Annotated in this window: 18 protein-coding genes and 1 tRNA gene; 9 read left to right on the forward strand and 10 right to left on the reverse strand. The window is 51.2% G+C overall.

The annotated features are described in order from the left end of the window. Positions 1-206: 206 nt before the first annotated feature. A complete protein-coding gene (gene rpmB, locus ABFD83_03720) occupies positions 207-422 on the reverse strand; it encodes a 50S ribosomal protein L28 (protein MEN6356175.1) in 216 nt (71 codons plus the stop codon). An 80-nt stretch (positions 423-502) separates the two neighbouring features. Between rpmB and ABFD83_03725 the strand changes: the two genes are divergently transcribed. The 3 genes from ABFD83_03725 (at position 503) to ABFD83_03735 (ending at position 5,393) form a co-directional block, all read left to right on the forward strand. Then, a complete protein-coding gene (locus ABFD83_03725; protein ID MEN6356176.1) occupies positions 503-1,657 on the forward strand; it encodes a DUF1385 domain-containing protein in 1,155 nt (384 codons plus the stop codon). Between the two features lie 342 nt (positions 1,658-1,999). Continuing rightward, positions 2,000-4,474, forward strand: coding sequence for a hypothetical protein (locus tag ABFD83_03730; protein MEN6356177.1), 2,475 nt, complete (start codon positions 2,000-2,002; stop codon positions 4,472-4,474). Between the two features lie 166 nt (positions 4,475-4,640). Then, entirely contained in the window at positions 4,641-5,393 is a 753-nt protein-coding gene (locus tag ABFD83_03735) for a prepilin-type N-terminal cleavage/methylation domain-containing protein (protein ID MEN6356178.1), read from the forward strand. Between the two features lie 62 nt (positions 5,394-5,455). On the opposite strand, the gene ABFD83_03740 is transcribed toward ABFD83_03735, so the two are convergent. The 9 genes from ABFD83_03740 to ABFD83_03780 form a co-directional block, all read right to left on the reverse strand. Then, positions 5,456-6,079 carry a lysophospholipid acyltransferase family protein gene (locus ABFD83_03740; GenBank protein MEN6356179.1) on the reverse strand — a complete coding sequence of 208 codons (624 nt, stop codon included), beginning with the start codon at positions 6,077-6,079 and terminating at the stop codon, positions 5,456-5,458. Between the two features lie 321 nt (positions 6,080-6,400). Next, positions 6,401-7,090: a (d)CMP kinase gene (gene cmk / locus ABFD83_03745; protein ID MEN6356180.1), complete on the reverse strand. Its 690-nt coding sequence runs from the start codon at positions 7,088-7,090 to the stop codon at positions 6,401-6,403. Then, a complete protein-coding gene (locus tag ABFD83_03750; GenBank protein MEN6356181.1) occupies positions 7,087-7,980 on the reverse strand; it encodes a prephenate dehydrogenase in 894 nt (297 codons plus the stop codon). The genes cmk and ABFD83_03750 overlap by 4 nt, the downstream gene beginning before the upstream one ends. Next, positions 7,980-9,002 carry a 3-deoxy-7-phosphoheptulonate synthase gene (gene aroF, locus ABFD83_03755; GenBank protein ID MEN6356182.1) on the reverse strand — a complete coding sequence of 341 codons (1,023 nt, stop codon included), beginning with the start codon at positions 9,000-9,002 and terminating at the stop codon, positions 7,980-7,982. The genes ABFD83_03750 and aroF overlap by 1 nt, the downstream gene beginning before the upstream one ends. Next, positions 8,999-10,087: a histidinol-phosphate transaminase gene (gene hisC / locus ABFD83_03760; GenBank protein ID MEN6356183.1), complete on the reverse strand. Its 1,089-nt coding sequence runs from the start codon at positions 10,085-10,087 to the stop codon at positions 8,999-9,001. Before hisC ends, aroF begins: the two co-directional genes overlap by 4 nt. Positions 10,088-10,261: 174 nt before the next feature. Beyond that, positions 10,262-10,352, reverse strand: a tRNA-Ser gene (locus tag ABFD83_03765). A 112-nt stretch (positions 10,353-10,464) separates the two neighbouring features. Beyond that, the gene (rnk, locus tag ABFD83_03770) at positions 10,465-10,881 is read right to left on the reverse strand and encodes a nucleoside diphosphate kinase regulator (protein MEN6356184.1); all 417 of its coding nucleotides are present in this window, start codon (positions 10,879-10,881) and stop codon (positions 10,465-10,467) included. 17 nt (positions 10,882-10,898) lie between these two features. Beyond that, positions 10,899-11,306, reverse strand: a complete 408-nt coding sequence (locus ABFD83_03775; protein ID MEN6356185.1) for an ankyrin repeat domain-containing protein — start codon at positions 11,304-11,306, stop codon at positions 10,899-10,901. 291 nt (positions 11,307-11,597) lie between these two features. Further along, positions 11,598-11,786, reverse strand: a complete 189-nt coding sequence (locus ABFD83_03780; GenBank protein MEN6356186.1) for a hypothetical protein — start codon at positions 11,784-11,786, stop codon at positions 11,598-11,600. Between the two features lie 193 nt (positions 11,787-11,979). Here ABFD83_03780 and ABFD83_03785 point away from each other — a divergent pair, with 193 nt between their 5' ends. The 6 genes from ABFD83_03785 to ABFD83_03810 all read left to right on the forward strand — a co-directional run bounded on the left by ABFD83_03785 (position 11,980) and on the right by ABFD83_03810 (position 21,221). Continuing rightward, entirely contained in the window at positions 11,980-12,483 is a 504-nt protein-coding gene (locus ABFD83_03785) for a DUF6125 family protein (protein ID MEN6356187.1), read from the forward strand. Between the two features lie 128 nt (positions 12,484-12,611). After that, positions 12,612-13,307: a GntR family transcriptional regulator gene (locus tag ABFD83_03790; GenBank protein MEN6356188.1), complete on the forward strand. Its 696-nt coding sequence runs from the start codon at positions 12,612-12,614 to the stop codon at positions 13,305-13,307. Between the two features lie 76 nt (positions 13,308-13,383). Further along, on the forward strand, positions 13,384-14,079 hold the full coding sequence (gene lipB, locus ABFD83_03795) for a lipoyl(octanoyl) transferase LipB (GenBank protein MEN6356189.1): 696 nt from the start codon (positions 13,384-13,386) through the stop codon (positions 14,077-14,079). Then, entirely contained in the window at positions 14,076-18,671 is a 4,596-nt protein-coding gene (locus tag ABFD83_03800; GenBank protein ID MEN6356190.1) for a translocation/assembly module TamB domain-containing protein, read from the forward strand. Before lipB ends, ABFD83_03800 begins: the two co-directional genes overlap by 4 nt. Before the next feature lie 6 nt (positions 18,672-18,677). Further along, a complete protein-coding gene (locus tag ABFD83_03805) occupies positions 18,678-19,193 on the forward strand; it encodes a sigma-70 family RNA polymerase sigma factor (GenBank protein MEN6356191.1) in 516 nt (171 codons plus the stop codon). Between the two features lie 138 nt (positions 19,194-19,331). After that, complete coding sequence (locus tag ABFD83_03810; GenBank protein MEN6356192.1) at positions 19,332-21,221, forward strand: BamA/TamA family outer membrane protein; 1,890 nt, start codon at positions 19,332-19,334, stop codon at positions 21,219-21,221. Positions 21,222-21,265: the final 44 nt, after the last annotated feature.

Consider the following 21,265-nt stretch of genomic DNA (forward strand, 5'->3'; position numbering starts at 1 on the left):
CAGCAACCAGTTCTTCGTAAGTCGGTTTCTCCATGCACACTACTTAGGCAGCGCCTGCCGAAGTACCTGCACACTTGTAGTGAATACACAAACTTTTTTCAGATTCTCACGAAGAGTGAGCTGTTACCAAAAAGGGAAGAACAATCACTTACCTGGAATGTTCTCCCCTTTTATTTGCGTATCTGTTAGAATGTAAGAGCTATTTACTATGCGGCGCGGATGACCTTGCCGGCTTTCAGGCACTTGGCGCACACGCGGATTGTTTTGGGAGTGCCATTGATCTTGGTATGGACGGTCTGCAGGTTAGGCAGCCATCTGCGCTTGGTTCTAGGCGCGCGAAGAGCCCATGAACCGGAGTGGACGTGTCTGATATTCTGACCGAACTGCGGACCTTTGCCGCAAACTGCACAAGTATTGGACATATTTAAAAGGACCTCCTGAAGTGAGTAGCCACAAAAAATGCAGTGTTTATAGTAGCACAATTTCACGGGTTTGGCAATAGATGATGGACAGTTCAATTTTATATCTGGTAAAAAGCGCTCCTGCGGTGACGCCTCAAGACTCCATCCGAAGAGTGGTTGGTCTTATCCAAAGCAGCCGCGGTTCGCGAATTCTCGTGCTTGATGATGGGCGGATAGTCGGTGCCGTCAGCGAGCGGGGCATATCGGCCTATATAGCTGCGTCAGATGATCCAGAAGCTGCGATCAACTCAAATATCGAGCCGATAATTGAGCCCAACGGCGCATTTATCGATTCACGCGTATCTCTAAAAGAGGCGGCTCAGATATTTGCCGCAAACGGTGAGGATATGCTGCCGGTGATAGACAGCTTCGGGGGTTACCGGGGTGTGGTCTATCGCAGCGATTTGATAGGGCGACTGGCGAAGAACTTGCGTCCAAACTCGGTTGGAGGGATGGCGACTCCTCTGGGTGTGTATCTTACCACAGGCTCGATCTCCGGCGGAGCGGGGAGTTTCGGATTGTTTCTGACGGGTGTCTCGCTTGGCGTTATGATATTAGTCGCGACTCTGATCGTGACCGGCCTTGCGACATTGATTGGTAAGCTGACCGGCTTTCCGATAAACGCATTTCTGAATTCCACGCCGCTCACGACAGCTCCTAACCTCTACGACTTGCCGTTTTATATATCGACAGCCCTGACTGTCATCATATTTCTAATGCTGATGAGGTTTTCGCCTCTTGCGGGCTATCATGGTGCAGAGCATATGACGGTGCATACGATAGAGGCTGGCGAGGCTCTTGAGCCGGAAGTGGTGAGCCGTATGCCGCGGGTCCATCCGAGATGCGGCACCAACCTGCTTGCCGCAGCCGGGATTTTTGTGATCCTGACCTCCAAGGTAAACAGTCAGGTCGTAGTACTGCTGGCCATGCTGGTGGTTGTAATCGGCTGGAGATCGATAGGCGGGTGGCTGCAGTATTATGCCACCACAAAGAACCCGAACTCAAAGCAGCTAGCAAGTGGTATTGCCGCAGGCAGCGAAATTCTTGAGAAATACCAGGAGAACCCGAATTTTAGTCTGACCGGCCTCCAGCGGATATGGAAACTGGGTTTTCCACAGACGTTTATGGGCATGGCGGCTTTTCTCTGGGTGTTGAGCCTCTTCAGCCGCTATATACCAATCCCTGGACTCTTTTAGGTGTTGGGTGTTGGGTGTTGGGTGTTAGGCACTGGTTTGCTGTCTCCCTCTCCTGGGGGAGAGGGGCGGGGTGAGGGCGCAACTCGATTGATTATCTAGTGTTTTATATTGACTACTGGCCTGGGAAACGAGCCTGCCGCAATCAGTCATTCCGAACGAATGTGAGGAATCTGCTTTGAACTCGACGTTGTAAAAAAACAGATTTTATTTAGCATGTCTGAAGTGAGCTGCACGAGAATGCGGGAACTCAACACTGCCGGTCTCGTCGTAAAAATAGTAACTCACAACTCAAAACCCGTAACATACTGGAACTCATCACTAAGTCATGTCGTCAGGAAAACCATGAGAAAACAACACATAACGCTTTCATCCACACTCGTAATAATTGCCCTTATGCTGGCAGCAGCCTTTCCCATCCCGTCTTTTGCTATTGGGATCAAGTACAAGACCTCTGGGACATACGTCGATTCTACAGGCGGTCAGCACATATGGAGCATAAACGAAGCTCACACTCTGATCTGGGATAACGATCCGTATATTCCCATCGGAGGAGTATTTATGTCCCGCTATATATCGCCGGGCGCGGCGGATGCGGACTATCAGGCTGATGTTAGTGCTCTTGAGGCTATAAAGTCCGGCGGCATTACCGACATAGTTCTCAAAGCGAATTGCCCAATGACCTCAGTCGAGCCTGCCGCACTGCAAAAAATTATAAACTATCTCGATGCCAATGGGTTTCATTATGGAATTGAGATGGACGATGGCCCCAGCGTTCCTCTGAGCGGTTATCTCATCTCGCCCAATCGTTATAGATTGGAGGGACCTGGGGATCAGCGTAACATCGTCTGCTCTTGGCCGGATGTCGATTCGGCGATTTATCTGGTCATAAACAAACTGGACAATTCGATAGTCGATCGCGGCGGAGCAATTATCACAGGCGGTAAAGTTACGATCACCCTGCGCGAGCCGCTACGCACTGAGCAGATACTGATAGTCTATCCTCACAAGACATTCAAACAGAATGCTATGTCCGATTTATGGAGCGGCTTCGATGAGTATCGCGACCGTGTGATCGCATTTTTCGGTAAGGTCAAATTTGGTTCCGGACTCAGGTTTTTCCTGGAACCGTTCACGACCAAAATGGACTTTACCGGCGAGATGATAAGTTTCCTGCCTGATTCCTCCGGTTTCAGACTCGGTCTGGAGGCATATCTAACCCGCAAATATCAGCATGAAGGCGGCGTCAACTCGGGCTGGGCCATGAATGACAATCTGAACACTATCGAAGACGCCACACGGCTGATTCCTATGTGGGCGTCAGGGCGAGGTATGCCTTATGCATATAATCCAGCGAGTGGCAGCCTTTATTCAATCGATGTGACTTCGACCGGGCTTTGGCGTGATATTGTAGACTACCGCGATACCTCAGCCCAGGAATACATGAATACGATCTCGGACGTAATACGCAAGCACTGCGCAAATGTGCCCGTGATTTTTAAGAGTGACAAATATCACCGTATATATGCCAATCCATATGGCATAGGCAGCTATGACGGCCTGAGCGCTCAGACGCAGGGCACTGGTGAAACGTCTGTTGCGAACGTTATCGGGCCTGTCTATTCGCTTGCGGAAGAGTCGGGCAAGACGACATGGTTTATCGCCACTTCGATTCAGACTGCAGGTTCCAGCGAGAGCGCAATGCCTAGCACACTCGACCTGTTTCGAGAGATAGGCTGCAAGGGATTTTTTGCCGGCAGCCTGGACGGGCGTGTTCCCCAAGACTTAAAGAGTTTTAAGGACAAGCTGCGCCCGTCGGGTTTTGCCGGCTTCAAGCCGGATGTGATCGGATATCCGGTTGCCGTAACCACAGGCGCTTATGTAAAGCGGCTCTTGCCGAACACATGGTGGCTGCCGACTCTCGCAACAGGCAGGGCCAGCTATATCGGCGATGGACTCTTTGCCTATACGATGGCTGGTGAGGACAGGACATATATCTGGTCATCAATCGGCGATAAGAGTGTAACGATCAAGATTCCTCCCACGGGAGTGCCGACCGCACTGTTCCCGCCTGATGCGCGTGTTTCTGCAGGCAAAGGTGGGGTATTTACTACCACTCTCAAAGATGTACCAACGGTATTGAAAGGTATGGACATTAGCCTGGTATTTCCGGCAGAGACAGCGCAGACGGAGGTTGACAGGCTCGCGGCACTTATTCCTGAGGCAGATAAGTCGGGTTTAAGCGTGCAAAGAACAAGGGACAGCCTTGATCGGGCGAAGACGCTCATGAAGAACAAACAGTATATGCAGGCCTATGGCATGGCTCAGTCCAGTCTGGGTGATCTGCTGGTCTTAATGGGTGCGGACATATGGCTTGAGGGTGAGATGGTTCGCGCCGAAAACTTTGACAATGTTGAACCGATACAGGGTGCGAGCAATGCGCTGGCATTGGTAATGGACACTAATGAGGAGCCGCCGCTTGCCCCGTATTGCGCCACATTTACGATAGACGCAAAGACCAACTCGAGCTACGAGATATATATCGCGGCCACTCCTCCGTCGGACGCATCTCCGATGAGCTATACGATCGATGACATTAACTGGATTCCGGTAACAGCCGCCGGCGGCAAAGTGGATAATTATGCGCCTGGTCTAGGTTGGTATAAGATTGGTGCAGTAAACTTAAACCCAGGCAAGCATACTCTTAAGCTTAGAGCTGACGGCAGGAGGGCTTCAGACAATCGCTATTACTTTGCAGTAGACGCATTAGTTGCTACACCTAGGGGCTTTAAGCCTAACGGGGTAATCAAGCCATACTGATGACTGTGTGATACCAAATATCAGATAGTAGCACTCTTTATTCACTGTCCAGAAATTCGATGTTTTGTATTTATTTAATCACTTGACACATAGCACAAAGTGGTATATAAAGTATCTAAATTATAAACACGCTTAGGCGAGTGGTGAATGTGAGGTTTGCAGTTCAATGGAGAGAAAGGGTTTCACACTAATCGAACTTCTGGTAGTAATAGCGATTATTGCTATTCTTGCAGCAATACTGTTTCCTGTCTTCCTTAGTGCAAAGGAAAAAGCTATTGCCACTGCTTGTCTTTCCAATACGAAGCAGATTGGCAACGCATTATCAATGTATGTTGATGATAACAACGGCACATATTTTGCCAACCCCTGGGATCCAAAAGGAGTATTTGGATCTGGAGTGACCAAGTTCTGGACTGATAAATTCTGGCCGGACCTTCTGCTCAAATATACAAAAAGCCGGAATGTCTTTTGCTGCAGTGCAGTTAAAGACTTTGCGTTTAATATTACGACACATACATATGACGCGGGATACTTCGGTCCGACATACTCTGCGGCAATCCCGAAATTCCCAATTTCATACGGTATGATGAGATTGCTCTACTGTGCAAAAGGCCCGAGCCCAAGACCATCAAAGATATCCGATTATTACCGAGTTTCATCTATAGCCGTAATATGCGATTCTCACCGACCATATGAGGATTGGTGCGCAACCGTTAACGGACAATATTTTATGCCCCGCTCTGATCCAAATACCGGCTGGAATTACGGCCTTGCAACCCATCAAAAGGGATGTAATTTCGTTTTCGCCGATGGCCATGCAAAGTTTTCTAACAAAGTTGCAAAAAATCCCAATCCGGCTGGCGGCAGTCAATCCGGCAGCAATACATATTATTACACTGACGTCCGCGTCTTTGAATGATCAGACATTGCCGGCAAGTTGTGGCGCGATATTTGATCGCGCCCGAAACAGAAAGACAGAACTTATTTACTATCTCCGTACTTTTCCAGCAGTTCGCCAATCGCAGCCATAATTCTTCTGCCGACTTCCTCGATTGCCTCGCGGCCGCCTTTGTCGTATAAATCTTCAAGTGGGACCGGCTTGCCATAGACGACCTTCATGCGCGTGAACTTGGGAAAGATGGAGTGGGGTGGAAGAAGCTTGTTTGAGTTTATCAGCCCTACCGGGATCACTGGGACCTTCGCGCGCAGCACTATCATTCCCACACCAGCCTCAGCGGGCAGGAGAGTGCCGTCGAGGCTTCTCTGGCCCTCAGGGAACATACCTACCACCTCGCCGGATTGCAGCAGTTCTATCGCTTTTTTGAGCGCTGCCCTGTCTGCAGTGCCTCGCTTGACAGGGAATGCTCCCACGGCTCTGATAAGCGTCCCAAGGATGGGTATTTGAAAGAGTTCCAGTTTGGCCATAAAGTGCACAGGACGCCCGTTAGCGCGAGCACCGAGCGCGGGCGGGTCGATATAGCTCACATGATTGCCGCACAGCAGCACGCCGGCGGTCTTGGGTATGTTCTCGCGACCGATAACCTGCCAACGCCCGAATATTCTGCAGACCATCGCCGAAAGCGATGCGCCTATCCAAAAAAGCATCTATATCCTCATTGTTATTGAGACTAAGTCTTGTATGTTTTATTGCACTGCCCAAGTTGCTTCGGTTGCGAAGCGGCCGGAGCCGCCACCAGAGGTGGCGAGTCCTTCGGCTTCGGCCCCGCCCTACGCTCTGGAACCGAAGTAACCGGATGGCTGCAAATAGGACAAGACTTAGTTACATGAGCACTGGTTCGGAAACCATATGCGCGCTATTTCCGGGCACTGCCCGAATCAAAAACATAAAACAGGAGCATCCAGCTTCTTGCACGCCACGTCTTCATCTCCCTCTTTGCATGAGAGGGTGGGGATGTGGCGTCATGTTTATTCGCCGGGCGCTTCCGCAGGTACCTTCTGATTGTGAATATCGATAATAGCGTCGACTACCTGTTCGGCGGACAGATTATCCGTTTCAAGCAGCACGGCGCCCGGAGCCAGTTTTAGAGGCGCATGCTCGCGGGAACTGTCGCGAAGATCGCGCTCGCGGATATCAGCCGAAATCTTGTCTATATCCGACTCAATGCCCATCTCTTTGAGCTGTTCGACCCGCCGCCGCGCGCGTTCCGTTACCGACGCTGTCAGAAAGACCTTTACCTCAGCGTTGGGGAAGACGACAGTGCCAATATCGCGCCCTTCCATCACTACTCCGCCTTCAGCTCCCATCATTCTCTGCAGCTCGACAAGTCGCCTGCGTACGCCCTGAATTGCGCTTACGGGTGAAGAGAGCCGTGTTGCTTCTGGTGTGCGAATGTCGCTGGTAACATCCTCACCGTCGGCAAATACATGCTGCATGCCGTCTATAATGTCGAATTTGATACCGGTCCGCTTTGCCAGTGCGGAGATTTTAGCAGTATCCGAGAGTGGGATGCCTTCACGGATCACTTTCAGTGCGACCGCACGGTACATTGCTCCGGTATCGATATATAAATATCCCAGCCTGTCGGCGACCGCGCGCGCGACTGTGCTCTTTCCCGCGCCCGCAGGGCCGTCTATGGCGATTATGGGTTTACTCATTTACAAATCCTTTGGTATGTCGATCTTATCTTACCCGCTTGTTCGAAGAACTGCATAATGGCTTCTTTATCACCGCTGTTGAGCGCGGCTTTGAAAGTATCCAGCGATTCCTGCAACTGCCCGATGGCCTGAAGCAAGGCATCACTATTCGTCAGGCAAATATCGCGCCATATCTCGGGCGAGCTGTCCGATACGCGCGTCAGGTCTCTGAAACTTCCGGCGGCCAGTCTGAATACTTTTCCAAACTCGTGCTGCGCCTCTTCGGCAATCTCAAGCAGCGCCGCCGACATCACATGAGGCAGATGACTGATGATCGCGACCGCTCCGTCATGCTCCTTGGCGCTCATAATTTCTACGTCGGAGCCAATAGCATCCGCCAGAGCAGTCAATTTGCCCAACGCATCGAGGTTTGTGTTGTCTGTAGTAGTAAAAACGTAGGTTGCACCCTGGAATAAATCGGCGGAGGCGGCCTCAACTCCCGCCTGTTCCGAGCCGGTCATAGGATGGCCGCCAACGAAGTCCACTCCATCAGGCAAAATCATTTCGACTTCTTGGACTACGTCAGCCTTGGTGCTCCCGACATCCGTTATTATCGCGCCGGGTTTGATACTTGCGGCCATTTGTTCAAGGGTGGGAGCGATCAAACAAACCGGTGTACAGATCACGATCAGATCGGCGTCCGCCGCGCCGTTTTCGATATCCAGGCTGTAGTCGTCGATTGCGCCGAGGATCTTCGCGCGCATCAGCTTTTGCTCGGTCCGTCCGATACCGATCACACGATTTGCCAGGCCATGCTTCTTCGCGGCCATGCCGAGAGAACCGCCTATCAGTCCGACTCCCACAATGACGATTGTATCGAATATGAAATTGTCTTCGCCTGCCGTGGGCATCAGACGTATCTACCTACCGCACGCGCCACTGCGGCCATTTCACTCATTAACTTGTCGAAGTTGGTTGGGGTAAGTGACTGCGGGCCGTCCTTAAGGGCCTTTTCGGGGTGCGGGTGAACCTCGATCATAAGTCCATCCGCGCCTGCAGCCACCGCAGCCTTAGCGACCGGTGAGACCAGATTGAACTTGCCCGTGCCGTGGCTTGGGTCGGCAACAATCGGCAGATGAGTGAGCCCGAGCAGCGCCGGGATCGCACTTACGTCGAACGTGTTGCGTGTATACGTCTCGAATGTGCGTATTCCGCGCTCACAAAGTATGATATCATCATTGCCGCTGCTTGCAATATACTCCGCCGCCTGCAGCCATTCTTCTATAGTCGATGCCATTCCGCGCTTGAGCATTACCGGCTTCTTTACATTGCCTAGTTCCTGCAGCAGCGAGTAGTTGGTCATGTTCCGAGTGCCTATCTGGAGTATGTCGGCGTATTTTGAGACAAGCTCGATATCGCGCGCGTCCATTACTTCAGTGATGATCGGCATCCCTGTGACTTCTCGCGCGGCGGCAAGCATTTTAAGCGCATCCTCACCTAGCCCATGGAAGCTGTACGGCGAAGTGCTGGGCTTGAATGCGCCGCCTCGCAGTATTGTGGCTCCGGATGCCTTGACGGCTTTGGCGACTTCAAGTGTCTGCTCTTCGGTCTCGATTGAGCATGGCCCTGCCATCACAACTACTTTCTGTCCGCCGATATCAACACCCCTTACTGAGATGATTGTTTTATCCGGGTGAAAGTCTTTGCCTACAATCTTATAAGGCTTAAGGATCGGGATTACACCTTCGACGTATGCAAGCGACGAAAGCTGTTCGGCGATCATCGGCTTTACTTCATCGTGTGCGCCGATTACCCCGACGATTGTCTTTTCGACGCCCTTAGACAGATGCACTCCGTAACCGCGGTCCTTCAGATTTTTAAGCAACTCATCAAGGTCGCCGTCGGTTGCCGTAGGTGAAAGTATGATAATCACAGCCCAAGCACCTCCTTGAACGTATTGATGAACCGCATGTTTTGCTCATCTGTTCCTGTGGTGACTCGAATGTGCGTCGGGCAGCCGAATATGTCGCCCGTGCGCACGATCACTCCGCGCTTCATCATCTCTTTGAAGACCACCTGACAGTCTCTGCCGGTATCGATCCACAGGAAGTTCGCCTGGGTGGGCGTGTATCCAATGCCTATGGCGTCGAGTTCTCTGTAGAAATACTGCTTGGCGCGCTTGTTGAGATCACGGGTGCGTCTGACCTGCTCCGGGTCGCCTATGCTGGCAATCGCAGCCACCTGAGCTATGCTGCTGACATTAAACGGCGCCCTTACACGCTCCAGCATATCTGTTATGTGCGCAGGCGCGATGCCGTAACCTATTCTCAGCCCGGCCAGGCCATATACCTTTGAGAAGGTCCGTAGCGCAAGCATGTTTCGCCCTTCTTTGGCCCATTTGACCGCACGGGTATAGTTCGAGTCATCGACGTATTCGTAATACGCCTCGTCCAGAAGCAGTATGCAACGCTCCGGGAGCTTGTCCATCACGCGTTCGATATCGTCCGCCGAGACCAGCGTGCCGGTCGGGTTATTTGGGTTGGTAATTACAAAAATTTTGGTGTGCTCATTGACCTTCGCTAGCATGGCATCGAGGTCGTGTGTCCAGTTTTTGAGAGGGACGCAGTGAGCGTCGCAGCCCATAATGGTCGATGCGGCCTTGTATTCACCGAACGTGGGGTCGGCCTGAACTATCTCATCGTCCTTATCCAGGAAAGCCATCCCAAGGTAGAATATGACTTCATCGCCGCCCGCTCCAAAGAAGAGCATGTTCTTATCCACGCCCAAAAACGGCGCCAGAGCCTGTCTGAGTTCATAACAGCTTCCGTCGGGGTAGAGCGAGACGCTCTCGGCAGCCGCTTTGATTACTTCGATTGCCTTGGGCGACGGCCCGAACGGGTTCTCGTTGGACGCCAGCTTTATAACATCGTCTATTCCCAGTTCGCGCTTGACCTCTTCAATGGGCTTGCCGGGGATATATGGCTTGAGTTTGAGTATGCACTCTCTGCAGTAATTCATTTGAAGACCATCTCCTTGTTCATCAAAAGGATAGCACAAACACGGTCCTTTGGCAAAATCTGCGCTTGGATTAGGTAGACGTGGATAACGAGGTAGAACCGAGGAATATGTAGAGGAGTGTTCGCATTGGATTTCCGAACCCAACCCCCAATCTCTAACACCCGACACCTTCAGTGGCGGAGCGGCTGGGATTCGAACCCAGGAGGGAGTTGCCCCCCTACAGCATTTCCAGTGCTGCTCCTTCGGCCAACTCGGACACCGCTCCACGCACACAAAATAATAGCATGACGGCGCTTGGATAGTCAATCCAAAATAGATCAAAAATAGATCAACAGATCAAGCACATTTCAGTTTGACAGATGGGCATAGTTTTTTGACTACAAGTGATAGTCGCCGGAAGCCTCAGGCTGGTAAAGCACTTCTTTTACCCTAAGATGCCGTTCGCCTCCCGGAACAGACCATGTGAATGTGTCACCGGTCCTGTATCCCAGCATTGCGGTGCCTATGGGGGCAAGAACTGAGAGCCGAGACTCACTGATATCCGCATCCGAAGGAAACACAAGGGTATAAGTTTCCTCTTCGCCTGTTTCAATATCGGTCAGGTGTACGACGGAGTTCATGGTTACTACATCAGGAGGTATATCTTTCGGTGCCACTATTTGTGCGCGGGCAAGCTCGTCGTTCAGACTGCTTAAATTCTCGGGCTGACGATGTTCAAGTGCGCCCGGGTTGTCTATAAGTGCCTGAAGACGCTGTGAGTCATATTCAGTAATAAATATTGCTCGCTTGTTCATTGCATACTCCTTTGTTTTCAGCCATATGTGCTCTGTCTCATTGCAAGCATGAGCAGTTCGGCAAGATTGTAGTTACCACAACTTAACGCTATGTCCATAGGCGTTTTAGAGTTATCGTTTTGTATGCGTATTTGTGCTCCACAGCTTATCAGCAGGTCAGCGGTTTCCCAAGCATTGTAGCGAGCTGCGACATGCAATGGTGTGTCACCGACACCGTTTCTTGAGTCTATATCTTCTCCATGTTTGATGAGCAGCCGAGCAGCCTCAACACTGTTTGAATATGCGGCAATATGAAGCCGACCGTTTCGTTTGGGTCTTCGCAAGCGCGAGTGTATGAATATGTGGTACAGCTTTCTACAGGCATATGGGGTATGAAGCAGTCTGTCTACTCCAGCGACATCGTTATCCAGTATTGCTATGTTCATTCTGTCTTCCCATGAAAACACTGCGGACGCCTCCATGCGACGCTTCCTGTACGCACATCAGGCTGGCATCACCTATTTAGCAATAACCAGCCAGGAACTCTAGAGGAACACTTATTATATTGAAGCTATCATACCCTAGTAACATGGGCAAGTCAAGCTCTGTCGGCAGTCAAAATATGCGGCAAATAAAGGTAAATATCTGCCTGCCGCAGTCGAGCGCGATCGCACGACATGTTCGGGCGTTCGTGTGAGGAGCACTAACTGCAAAAGTCGTATCAGTGTGGGAATTACTTATTTGCCGGTCTCATAGTCATCCATTGCCGTGACCTTAGCATCCGCCGCACAGCATGGGCAGAGAATTTCCTCGCGTGTGCAGTCATCGCTGGTGATTTTCACTGGTTTGCCGCAGTGTTCGCAGCGCGGCATATCCTTTAAGCCGCCTCCAAGTTTCTCGGACCTGTCTCTGTAAACTCGCTCCACGATCTCCACCTCCGATTTGAAACGATAACTACCGTCAGCTCGACGCGGATTCAATGAATCTACATGACACATGTATACCCCACTTTTTGCAACTATTCAAGTGGTCAGAGCAGGATTCTTAAGTATATCTGTATAATTGATTGCTGGTATGCTGATAATTTGATGCTTTGAGGCGAAAATCATTGAGTTGAAGATGAGACAGTGTTTTTCCAACGCTCAGATAGCCGATTTTTTGCGCAAATCATACTTGGCCGTGGACGGGCTGTGGTTTATGAAAGTCGAGGAGCTCTTATCCCAGGCTGACGCAATGGACCTTGATGAGTCCGTATGGTCGGTGATGTACAAAATTCAAGCGCGCAAAGCCCGGGAGGTTCTTGGCCTTACCGGCGGCAGTCTTGATGATCTTGCACGAGCGTTTCAACTCAAATTGACCTCGGAGGGCTACGAGTTTGATGCCGAGATGACCGAGGACGAATTGGTAATAACCATCGCTAAGTGTCCATGGTATGAAGTCCTGAAAAGCAGCGGCAGGACGCATCTTACCGAAACCATAGCGAACCGAATATGCGGCAATGAGTTCTCAGGTTGGACGAGTGAGCTTGCCGAAAATGTCGAATTCGTAGTGTGTTCAGGATTATGTAAGGAGTCGGATACCGGCAACACATGTAGATTGGTGTTTAGATCACATATGCTGTAATGCAGTAATGTATTTGATTGACAATTCGGGAAAATTGGACAATAATACATGAGTAAATAGGTTGTATGCCATACACAGTCAAGTGGTGGGTGTGAACATAAAGTACTAGCTTTGCAAGGAGGAATACGTTGGCGACAGAAAATGGAACTGCGTCCGAGCATATCTACAAAGAGATTCGTAGTATGATCGAGCGTGGGGATCTCAAACCTGGTATGAGGCTGATACAGCGCGACCTTGCAAAGCGGCTCAAAACCAGTAATATTCCGATTGTGGAAGCAATTCGGCGACTTGAGCATGATGGCTTGGTTGTATCAAAGCCCAACTGCGGCGCTCAGGTTGTGGATATGTCTTCTGTTGATGAGATTGAGTCCATAATTATGATACGTTCTTCACTTGAGCAGGTGGCCGCACGTCTTTGTGCCGTTCGAGCGACTGATGAGCAGCGTGTCAAGCTCAAGGAGATGGCAGAAAAATATAAAGCGATTGCCTCGACGGGGAATCGAGATGAGTCTCGAAATATTGACGTCAGTTTACACTCATTTATTGCAAAATGTTCCGGTTCTCGCATACTTGCCCGTATGCTTGCTAACTCACGCATAATTACCAACACCATTTATAACGTTTTCTGGTTTCCTCCGAATACGCCTGTTCCAGATGTTCATGATGCTCTAGTTAATGCCATTGTATCCGGTGATCCAGATCTTTCTGCACAGACAGCAAAGACTCATATCGAGAGATCGCTTTCGGTTTTGCATCGAGTTGTTGAAGAGCGCGGTCTTCGGCTGCAAATGCCGGGTTTTCCTCCTGCTTCCGGTAACGCTTGACCGTGCGCGTCTGAGTCGGTATACTGAGTCAAGCCGCCAGGAACTTATAGCCGGAGGAGACCACGCAGTGCAAGATATGTCCGCAGCCAATAATAATGCTGACTCCTGTGCGCTACCTTGCCTGCTCCGTGATATTAGTCGCATATGCTACTCCGACGCCCTGAAGCTGCAAAGCGATCTGCACGATCGCTGCGCGGCGGGTGATATACCGGGCGTTTTGATCCTTCTTGAGCATGATCCGGTGATTACTTTAGGAGTCAAAAACTCCAGCCGGGGTAACGTGCTTGCAAGTCCCGAACTGCTTAAGGCGAACGGTGTGGAGCTTGTCGCGACTGACAGAGGCGGTGACGTTACCTACCACGGGCCGGGTCAACTGGTCGGATACCCCATTGTGCGACTGCGCGAACTTACCGGTGATGTCCACAGCTATCTGCGCTTGCTTGAGCAGAGTGTAATTGATACCCTTGCCGAGTTTGGGCTTGAGGGCCATAGGAATGGTCTTGCAGGTGTATGGGTAGCGGATAAGAAAGTCTGCTCGATAGGCATCGCTGTGCGCAAGTGGGTCACATATCACGGTTTTGCTCTCAATGTAGACCCAAACCTCAACCACTTCAAGCTGATAAATCCATGCGGGCTTCATTCTGAGCAGATTACTTCCATGGCGAAGCTTCTTGGGTATGCTCCGGATATGCGCGATGTTCGTGATGCGTATACGCGCGCATTCTCAAAGATATTCAACGTCGAACTCCAAACCTGGTGTGGTCCGACATGACAGATCGCCGCCAAAAGCTGGTTATTATCATTGTTGCGTGGCTGCCTGTATTAGCCATGGTATTTGCGAGCGCAGTTTATGTAATCGGCCAGTACCGCAGAACGATAAACAATGCTTCGGCCATAATAGTCGATGAGCTTGAAGAGCGGCTGGGCCGCGAAGTCAAAATCGGCAGCGCAGCGGTTACGCCGTTTGGGACGGCTGTTTTCGACGATGTGGCTATAGCTTCAGGCAAAAAGCTTGCAAACGGCAGTATAGTCAAAGCCAAACAGATACGGATTAAGTACGATGTTAATGCGCTTTTGCTGCGCAGCATGGGAGCGCAGAGCATCAAGAGTGTGCTGGTAATTGAGCCGCATGTCAATCTTGTCAGGCGGCACGACGGCACTCTGAACGTTATAGACCTTTTCAAGCGCCCGCCCGGCCCGCCCGGCAAGCCGTTCAAGGGCATAGTAAGCATTCGCGGCGGCAGCCTGATATTCAGGGACTATCTTGCCAAGACAAGGCCGCTGCCTGCCATGAACCGTATATATGATTTGAATGGGTCATTGAGTGCGGCAGGTTCTCCAATCTACAGATTCCACGGTTCCGGGCGCGGTCCAGGAGGCAGGTTTCAATCGGCAGACGTTGTCGGCAACTATAATACGCTCACAAAGACAACCGACCTGGACGTCAATGCCCGTGGTGTAAATGCTGCCTACTTGAGCAGATATGTAGGGCTGACCAGGAGTCTGAATGTGCTTGGCGGCTCAATGAATGTAATCACGGGCATTCACCTGGCCAAATCTGCAGGCAAGACGAAGATGTCTCTTTCAGGCGCGGCGCGTATTTCCAACGCGAGCGCGCAGTTATCGATTATGACCAAGCCGGTGACTGGCATCAACGGTATTGCTGTGCTCCGTGGGCAGCATGTCATTATGAGCGTGACCGGCATGCTCATGGGATCAAATGTGCGTGCGGCAGGCACAATAAGCAGCTTTACAAAACCCCGACTGGACATATCGATCTCATCTAAAAACGCTGACTTTGCGACTCTTCCGACAGCTTTCAAACTGCCCGGTCGTGCTCGTGAACTGCGCGCAAGCGGGCGGGGACCACTGAAGGCAAGGATCACAGGCACATCGTCCGCTCCGATAATTGCTTTAGATGCCAGGGTTCCCCAGGCGAGCGTTAAAGGTTATACTGCGCAAAATGTCGGCGTCTCGGCAATGTATAAAGACCATATTATTTCGATCTCGCCAATGACATTTACCTGGCGCGGAGCGCGTTTTGTTGCGAGCGGGTCGCTGTCGACTTCCGGCGAGCAGAAGATTTCTGCTCGAGGCCGTGCGACGGGAGTAAACATAGCCTCTCTGCCGCTTCCTCCTGAGATGCCTGCAAAGGGCACTGCGAGTATTGGGTTCAGTATAAAGGGCACACTTACTGATCCTGCAATCCTTGCCAATGTGAGTGTTGCAAATGGTGTGTTTCGAGGAATTCTGGTTGAGACAGCCCGCGCACGTGTAACATATTCCTCCGGGCGCATTGAAGTTGCAGCTCTTGAGGTGACGAGCAAGGCGGCTGCGGGTCTGGTGACGGCCAGGGGAGAGGTAACTTTACAAAGGGTAAATCTGTCTGTGACCGGCGAGTCGGTAAATCTGGCCAGAATCGGTCGACTGTTTGGTTTTGATGATATCACAGGCACAGGCTATTTTGCCGGCACGATCAAAGGCTCCCTCCGTGCGCCCACATTCGCGGGTGTTTTCGAGGCGTTTGATGCGGGTTACGGCAAATACAGAGCGGACTACGCCCGTATGGAATTTTCAACCGATATGAAGACCGCCTCGATCAGAAGCGGCATTATAAGGCTTTTTCCTGCGGAGTTAAAGTTCAGCGGCAGCGCGAGCGGCCTTGGGACCGACCGTATAGCATTCAAGACTTCCGGTCAGGTCGACAGGCTCACGATTGAAAAACTGGAAGAGATTCTGGGTCATAAGATTGATGTAGGCGGCACACTGGTGGGCAGCTTTGATGCGTCCGGTGTGTATATTACAGACGCCAAGCTGGGTCAGGTCCCGCTACGGGATACCGCTGCCCGGGCGCAATTTACGCTGGAAGACGGTTCCGCATTCGGGTATCCGATAACCGAGGCGACTGCGCAGCTAAGCCTTGTCGATAACAAGCTGGAGATAAGCGAAGCTTCGCTTACCAGCCAGGAAGCGAAAGCGACAGCGGACGGTTCAGTATTGCTGGACACAGGAGTCGTCAGCCTGACATTCGGTGTTTCGGACTTTGATATGGCTCGCCTTCAAGACAAGACCGGCGATTACGCTGTCGTGGGTGGGAAAGCGCATGCACAGGGTTTTGTTACCGGCAGCATTACAAATCCGAAGATCGTGTTCAGTTCAGCCATAGATAATCTGATCGTAGACTATGTAAAGTTCGACCAGGCGAAGCTTGATGCCGTGTATTCTGACGGCCTTGTCGAAAATGCATCGGCTGTGCTTGCTAGGGGCAATCAGTCCGTCTCCATTCAGGCAAACGGATACAATCCTGAGACAAACTGTCTGGCGTCCGCAAATGGGACGGTTAAAAATGTAAATATCCCTGAGCTTTGGAACATGTTTCGTTCCTCGCCCTATTTGCGTTCCGAGAGCGGCGCACGGCTGCGCGAATCGCTTGCGCGTACGCCGAGGTTTACAGGCGGCCTTATCAACGGCAAATTTTCAATGAGCGGCTGTATGTCTAATCCCAGCGGCGCGGTCCATCTCGTGGCGTCCGACGTAGGTGTTGATACCAGTCGCATCGAGACAGTTGTTCTTGACGCAAGTCTGTCCGATGGCACTATTAACCTGGATCAGTTAACTGCCGCATCCGGTTCGGCGAGTATCATCGCCAGCGGCAATTACAAGATAGCCGATAGAAAAATCCAGCTTGATAGCTCCGCAGCCAACATCGATATTTCCCGCCTGAGTCCATGGCTTGGTGAGAATACTCCAGGCGGCACATTGTCAGCGGATTTCAGGATCAGGGGGAATATCGGTTCGCCGAGCGTTACAGTGTCAGTTGAAGTTGCGAAGCCCAGCTTTAAGGGGCGTACATTTGATTTCCTGCGTACCAGCCGAATTGTGATATCATCTGACAAAATTGAGTTCCCGGATGTCATATTGGCTTCCGGCAGCCATCAGGTAGTAGCGCGCGGTTACCTGCCTTGGGACTGGTCGACTTTGACTGTCCCGTCGAACAAGCCAATCGAGATAACAGCGCAGCTAAACAGACAGGACCTCTCGGTGCTCTCGACATTTTCTACTATGATTGAACCGGGCGAACAGGGCGGGACCACGGGTTCGATAGAAGCGGCGTTGAATATAAAGGGCACGCTTGCCGCTCCTGTCCTCGCCGGTTCACTGACTATCGAAAACGGCACTGTTGCGCTCAGGAACTTCTCGAACAAGTTCAACAACATAAACATCAATGTGTCATTTGACGGTAACAAGGTATTGGTAAATCAGTTTTCGATTGCATCCAGCCTGGGCGGCACTCTGAGCATTGTGCCGGGCGGATATATTACGATCGGCCCTAGCGGTGCGACCCAAACAAACCTGCTGATTGCCGCGAACGGTTTTTCAGTGGCCGAGACTAACGCGTTGGGTATGCAGGAGGATGTCAGTCTTCAGTTTGATGCGGGTCTGTCGGTGACGGGAGACCCCAAGGCGCCGCTGGTCACGAATGCCGACTTAGGCACAGTTGCCGGTGGAATAAGCATACACGATTCTCACATTTCGTTTGTCGCGCCCAATGTCCCAACGAGTCCGCTGCTGGCGATGCCTGCCGTGAACCCCACGTTTAATGTGGCTGTGAGGATTGGAGAGAATGTGGTGCTTGCGCCGCCGACCATGACGCTTATGGTCACCGGTGACGGCCTCATCAGTGGCAGCCTTGCAAGTCCTGTTGTTGTATTTGATCCGATCAGGATCGAGGAAGGCACTCTGCGTTTGGCGGTTTCGCGCCTTACTGTCGCGCCCGGCGGTACGCTTTACGTGCGCTATGCGCCTCCTGATGAGCCTGTGCTGCGGGTCAATTTCAAAGCGACTACTAATGTCACCGCAATGGATTCTTTTGGTCAGCGGCAGAGGTATGAGATAACCGTAGCCGTAAGCGGAACTGTAAAAAACCTGAGTATAGAGCTTTCGTCCGATCCTTCGGGTTTAAGCAAGGAGCAGATCCTGGCGGCTCTCGGGCATGTTTCCGGCATCTTCGCCACCGGAGAGAGCGGGCTGCAAAATGAGCTTGGCAATATCCTGACCGCCGTGGGGACAAGCACAATCTTTGCACCGGTCGAGAGTCTGTTTGTGGAGCAATTGGGCTTCGAGCAGTTTACTCTGGAGTATGCGTTGGGCCAGCCTCTGGCGCTGTATGTATCCAGGCGTATGGTCGGCAATTTATACATTTCTTATTATGGTTATCTAACGTCTGACTTTACAAGCCCCAGTGACGTGGCTTATCTGCTGGGTTTGAGCTATAGGATAAACCCGAATTATCAAGTTTCGGTGTTTGTCGACGATCAGCAGAGCGGCTCATTCCAGATCCAATACACAAGGGCATTTTGGTAGGCAAAGATGGACTTTGGCGAACTGCTCGATGCTTACGAAAAGCCTATATATAACCTTATATTTCGGCTCATCGGCGACAGAGATGAGGCTGCCGACCTTACGCAGGAAACGTTCGTATCTGCGTACAAGTCCTATTCCAAGTTTAAGGCTGAGTCGTCGGAGTACACCTGGCTTTACAGGATAGCGGTAAATAAGTGCAAGAACAAGTTCAAGGAACGCGCCACTCAGAGGGTGAGTTTCTCGCTTGATGACGAGCTTGCCCGGGATGAAAGCTTTGGTGGATCTGACACGACTTATAGTCCCGAGGCAGCTTTTGAAAGAAAAGAGCTAAAAGAGCGCATAATCCAGGCAATGAGCCAGCTTCCCCCCGACTATAGAATAGTGGCGGTCCTTCGCGACCTGCATGGTTTGAGCTATCAGGAAATAGCCAATGTCGCGGACTTGTCGGTGGATGTTGTAAGGACCCGCATAACCAGGGCGCGAGGCATGCTCCGCAAGAAGCTCATGGAATATTTGATTTAGTATTTTGTATTGATTATTGTTCTTGCATGGCGCGCGACATGCGCTTTTTGTTCGTTTGCTTGAATGAGTATTGGGTCATATTGTATAATCTCGGCGAGAACTGCTGCCGAGGGAACGGATGTGGAGGAGTTATCTGATATGATGAATCGGACGTGTGTGTTTTTTAGAAATGCCGTGTTTGCAGTTTTGGCTATAAGCGTGCTGGCGGTGCCGGCAGTACTTATGGCTCAGGAAGCCAAAAAGGTAGTTGAAATAGCCGTGACGGGAAACGACAACATCAACACCGATACAATAATGAATGCCGTTTCGCTCAAGTCGGGCGATGACTACGACGACAAGGCTATCGAGAAAGACAAGGCCGCAATTGTAGCGCTGGGTTACTTTAGTGCGGTGACAGTGCACACCGAAGACGTCGCCGAGGGAGTGAAGGTCACGTATGAAGTGACCGAGAACCCAAAGGTCTGCGACATCAAAATCGCCGGCAGTGATCCGATGACACCTCAACAAATTTTGGACTTGATGAAGACGAAGCCCGGCCATATTTTGAATACCTCCGTATTATATCAGGATATTGAATCCATTCAAAACTTCTATGGCGAGCAGGGATATATCGCATATGTCACCGAGGATATCATGGATATCGGTGTGGACCCGCAGACGGGCGTATTGACTGTTCCGATAGTGGTGCATAGAGTCGAGAGCGTCGAGATAATCGACAACAAGAAGACCAAAGAGATTGTCTTTTTGCGGGAGATGAGCACCAAACCCGGAACGATATTCAATTGGAAGACGCTTCAAAAGGACATGATGAAAATAGGCAGCCTGGACATTCTGGAAGACATCAAGACGCCTCAGCTCAATCCCGGCAGCGATGTAGGTCTTCTTAAAGTTGTGGTGCCTGTTGTAGAAAAGAAGACCGGCCAGATGTCTGTCGGAGTCGGCTACTCATCCAAGCAGAGACTTGTCGGCCAGGCAAGGTATTCCGAGACAAACTTCCGGGGGTTGGGCCAGGGGCTTAATATGATGTGGGAGCAGGGCACAACCGATCAGGCTACAGGAGGCAACGCAAGTTACGAGTTGGGCTTCTATGAGCCTTGGATAGACGCAAAACACACATCACTTAATGTGAGCGCTTTCAACAAGCTGATATACAGGTTTTCCTCAGGAGTTTTCAGCAGCAGCACACTCACTGATGATCAGATATACAACGAGCGACATAAAGGCGGCGAGGTGACCGTAAGCCGTCCGATGAACGAAAAAACAAGAATTTATCTTGGAGGTTCGTTTGAGAATGTTGAGACCGATCCAAGCCTGTTGACGGATGTGGATGCCGAGTTGGTCAACATCGTGCAGGACGGCAATGTCGGCAGCGGCTCGCTTCGTTATGTGCGCAACACCCGCGATTATGATCTGGATCCTGCTGTAGGAGGCTATGATGCCGTCTCACTTGAGGTGGGGGCGGTAAACGCCACGCGATATGAACCGAATGCTGTGCTTGTGGAAGACGAAAACAACCCCGGCACATATAATGTCGGGCAGGCCCCTATTCCGTTTGATTTCAACGGCGGATACCAGAAAACATCCGTCGAGGCCAGACGCTATTTCAGCAAACAGGGTCCCAAGAGTTCTCTTCAGGACAAGCGGACCACGTGGGCTGTCCGGTTAAGAGCAGGATACGGCAGTGGAACAATACCGTATTTCGAGCAGTTTTTCGTGGGCGGCGGCGAGAGTCTTCGCGGATACAGAGAGGACCAGTTCTGGGGCGACAAGATGTTGCTTGCGAGTTTAGAATATCGCAAGCCTATCGCTCAGTCGATCTCAGGTGTCGCGTTTGTCGATTATGGCGATGCTTGGGGAACGGCGGATGAGTTCAACACATCCGAGCTTCCGCAGTCAAACTCATTTGAAGGCAATCTAGGTGTGGGCATTGGTTTGAGGGTTGCAACTCCTATAGGAAACCTGCGGCTCGATTATGCCGAAGGCAGGTTTGGACCGCGAACGCATTTCAGTATGGGGCAGGCGTTTTAATATCTTATCAGTTGATCTCTAAACATCTGGCACAGAAAACAGTG

The organism is Armatimonadota bacterium (genome assembly GCA_039679645.1).
Taxonomy (GTDB): Bacteria; Armatimonadota; UBA5829; order UBA5829; family UBA5829; genus UBA5829.

Excerpts from the sequence above, each read along its gene's own strand:
- ABFD83_03725 (MEN6356176.1), top strand. The coding sequence starts at position 503 with ATGATGGACAGTTCAATTTTATATCTGGTAAAAAGCGCTCCTGCGGTG.
- ABFD83_03805 (MEN6356191.1), top strand. The coding sequence starts at position 18,678 with ATGGACTTTGGCGAACTGCTCGATGCTTACGAAAAGCCTATATATAAC.
- ABFD83_03785 (MEN6356187.1), top strand. The coding sequence starts at position 11,980 with ATGAGACAGTGTTTTTCCAACGCTCAGATAGCCGATTTTTTGCGCAAA.
- ABFD83_03810 (MEN6356192.1), top strand. The coding sequence starts at position 19,332 with ATGATGAATCGGACGTGTGTGTTTTTTAGAAATGCCGTGTTTGCAGTT.
- rpmB (MEN6356175.1), bottom strand. The coding sequence starts at position 422 with ATGTCCAATACTTGTGCAGTTTGCGGCAAAGGTCCGCAGTTCGGTCAG.
- rnk (MEN6356184.1), bottom strand. The coding sequence starts at position 10,881 with ATGAACAAGCGAGCAATATTTATTACTGAATATGACTCACAGCGTCTT.
- ABFD83_03730 (MEN6356177.1), top strand. The coding sequence starts at position 2,000 with ATGAGAAAACAACACATAACGCTTTCATCCACACTCGTAATAATTGCC.
- ABFD83_03740 (MEN6356179.1), bottom strand. The coding sequence starts at position 6,079 with ATGCTTTTTTGGATAGGCGCATCGCTTTCGGCGATGGTCTGCAGAATA.
- ABFD83_03775 (MEN6356185.1), bottom strand. The coding sequence starts at position 11,306 with ATGAACATAGCAATACTGGATAACGATGTCGCTGGAGTAGACAGACTG.
- ABFD83_03735 (MEN6356178.1), top strand. The coding sequence starts at position 4,641 with ATGGAGAGAAAGGGTTTCACACTAATCGAACTTCTGGTAGTAATAGCG.
- ABFD83_03750 (MEN6356181.1), bottom strand. The coding sequence starts at position 7,980 with ATGCCCACGGCAGGCGAAGACAATTTCATATTCGATACAATCGTCATT.
- cmk (MEN6356180.1), bottom strand. The coding sequence starts at position 7,090 with ATGAGTAAACCCATAATCGCCATAGACGGCCCTGCGGGCGCGGGAAAG.
- lipB (MEN6356189.1), top strand. The coding sequence starts at position 13,384 with ATGTCCGCAGCCAATAATAATGCTGACTCCTGTGCGCTACCTTGCCTG.
- ABFD83_03800 (MEN6356190.1), top strand. The coding sequence starts at position 14,076 with ATGACAGATCGCCGCCAAAAGCTGGTTATTATCATTGTTGCGTGGCTG.
- hisC (MEN6356183.1), bottom strand. The coding sequence starts at position 10,087 with ATGAATTACTGCAGAGAGTGCATACTCAAACTCAAGCCATATATCCCC.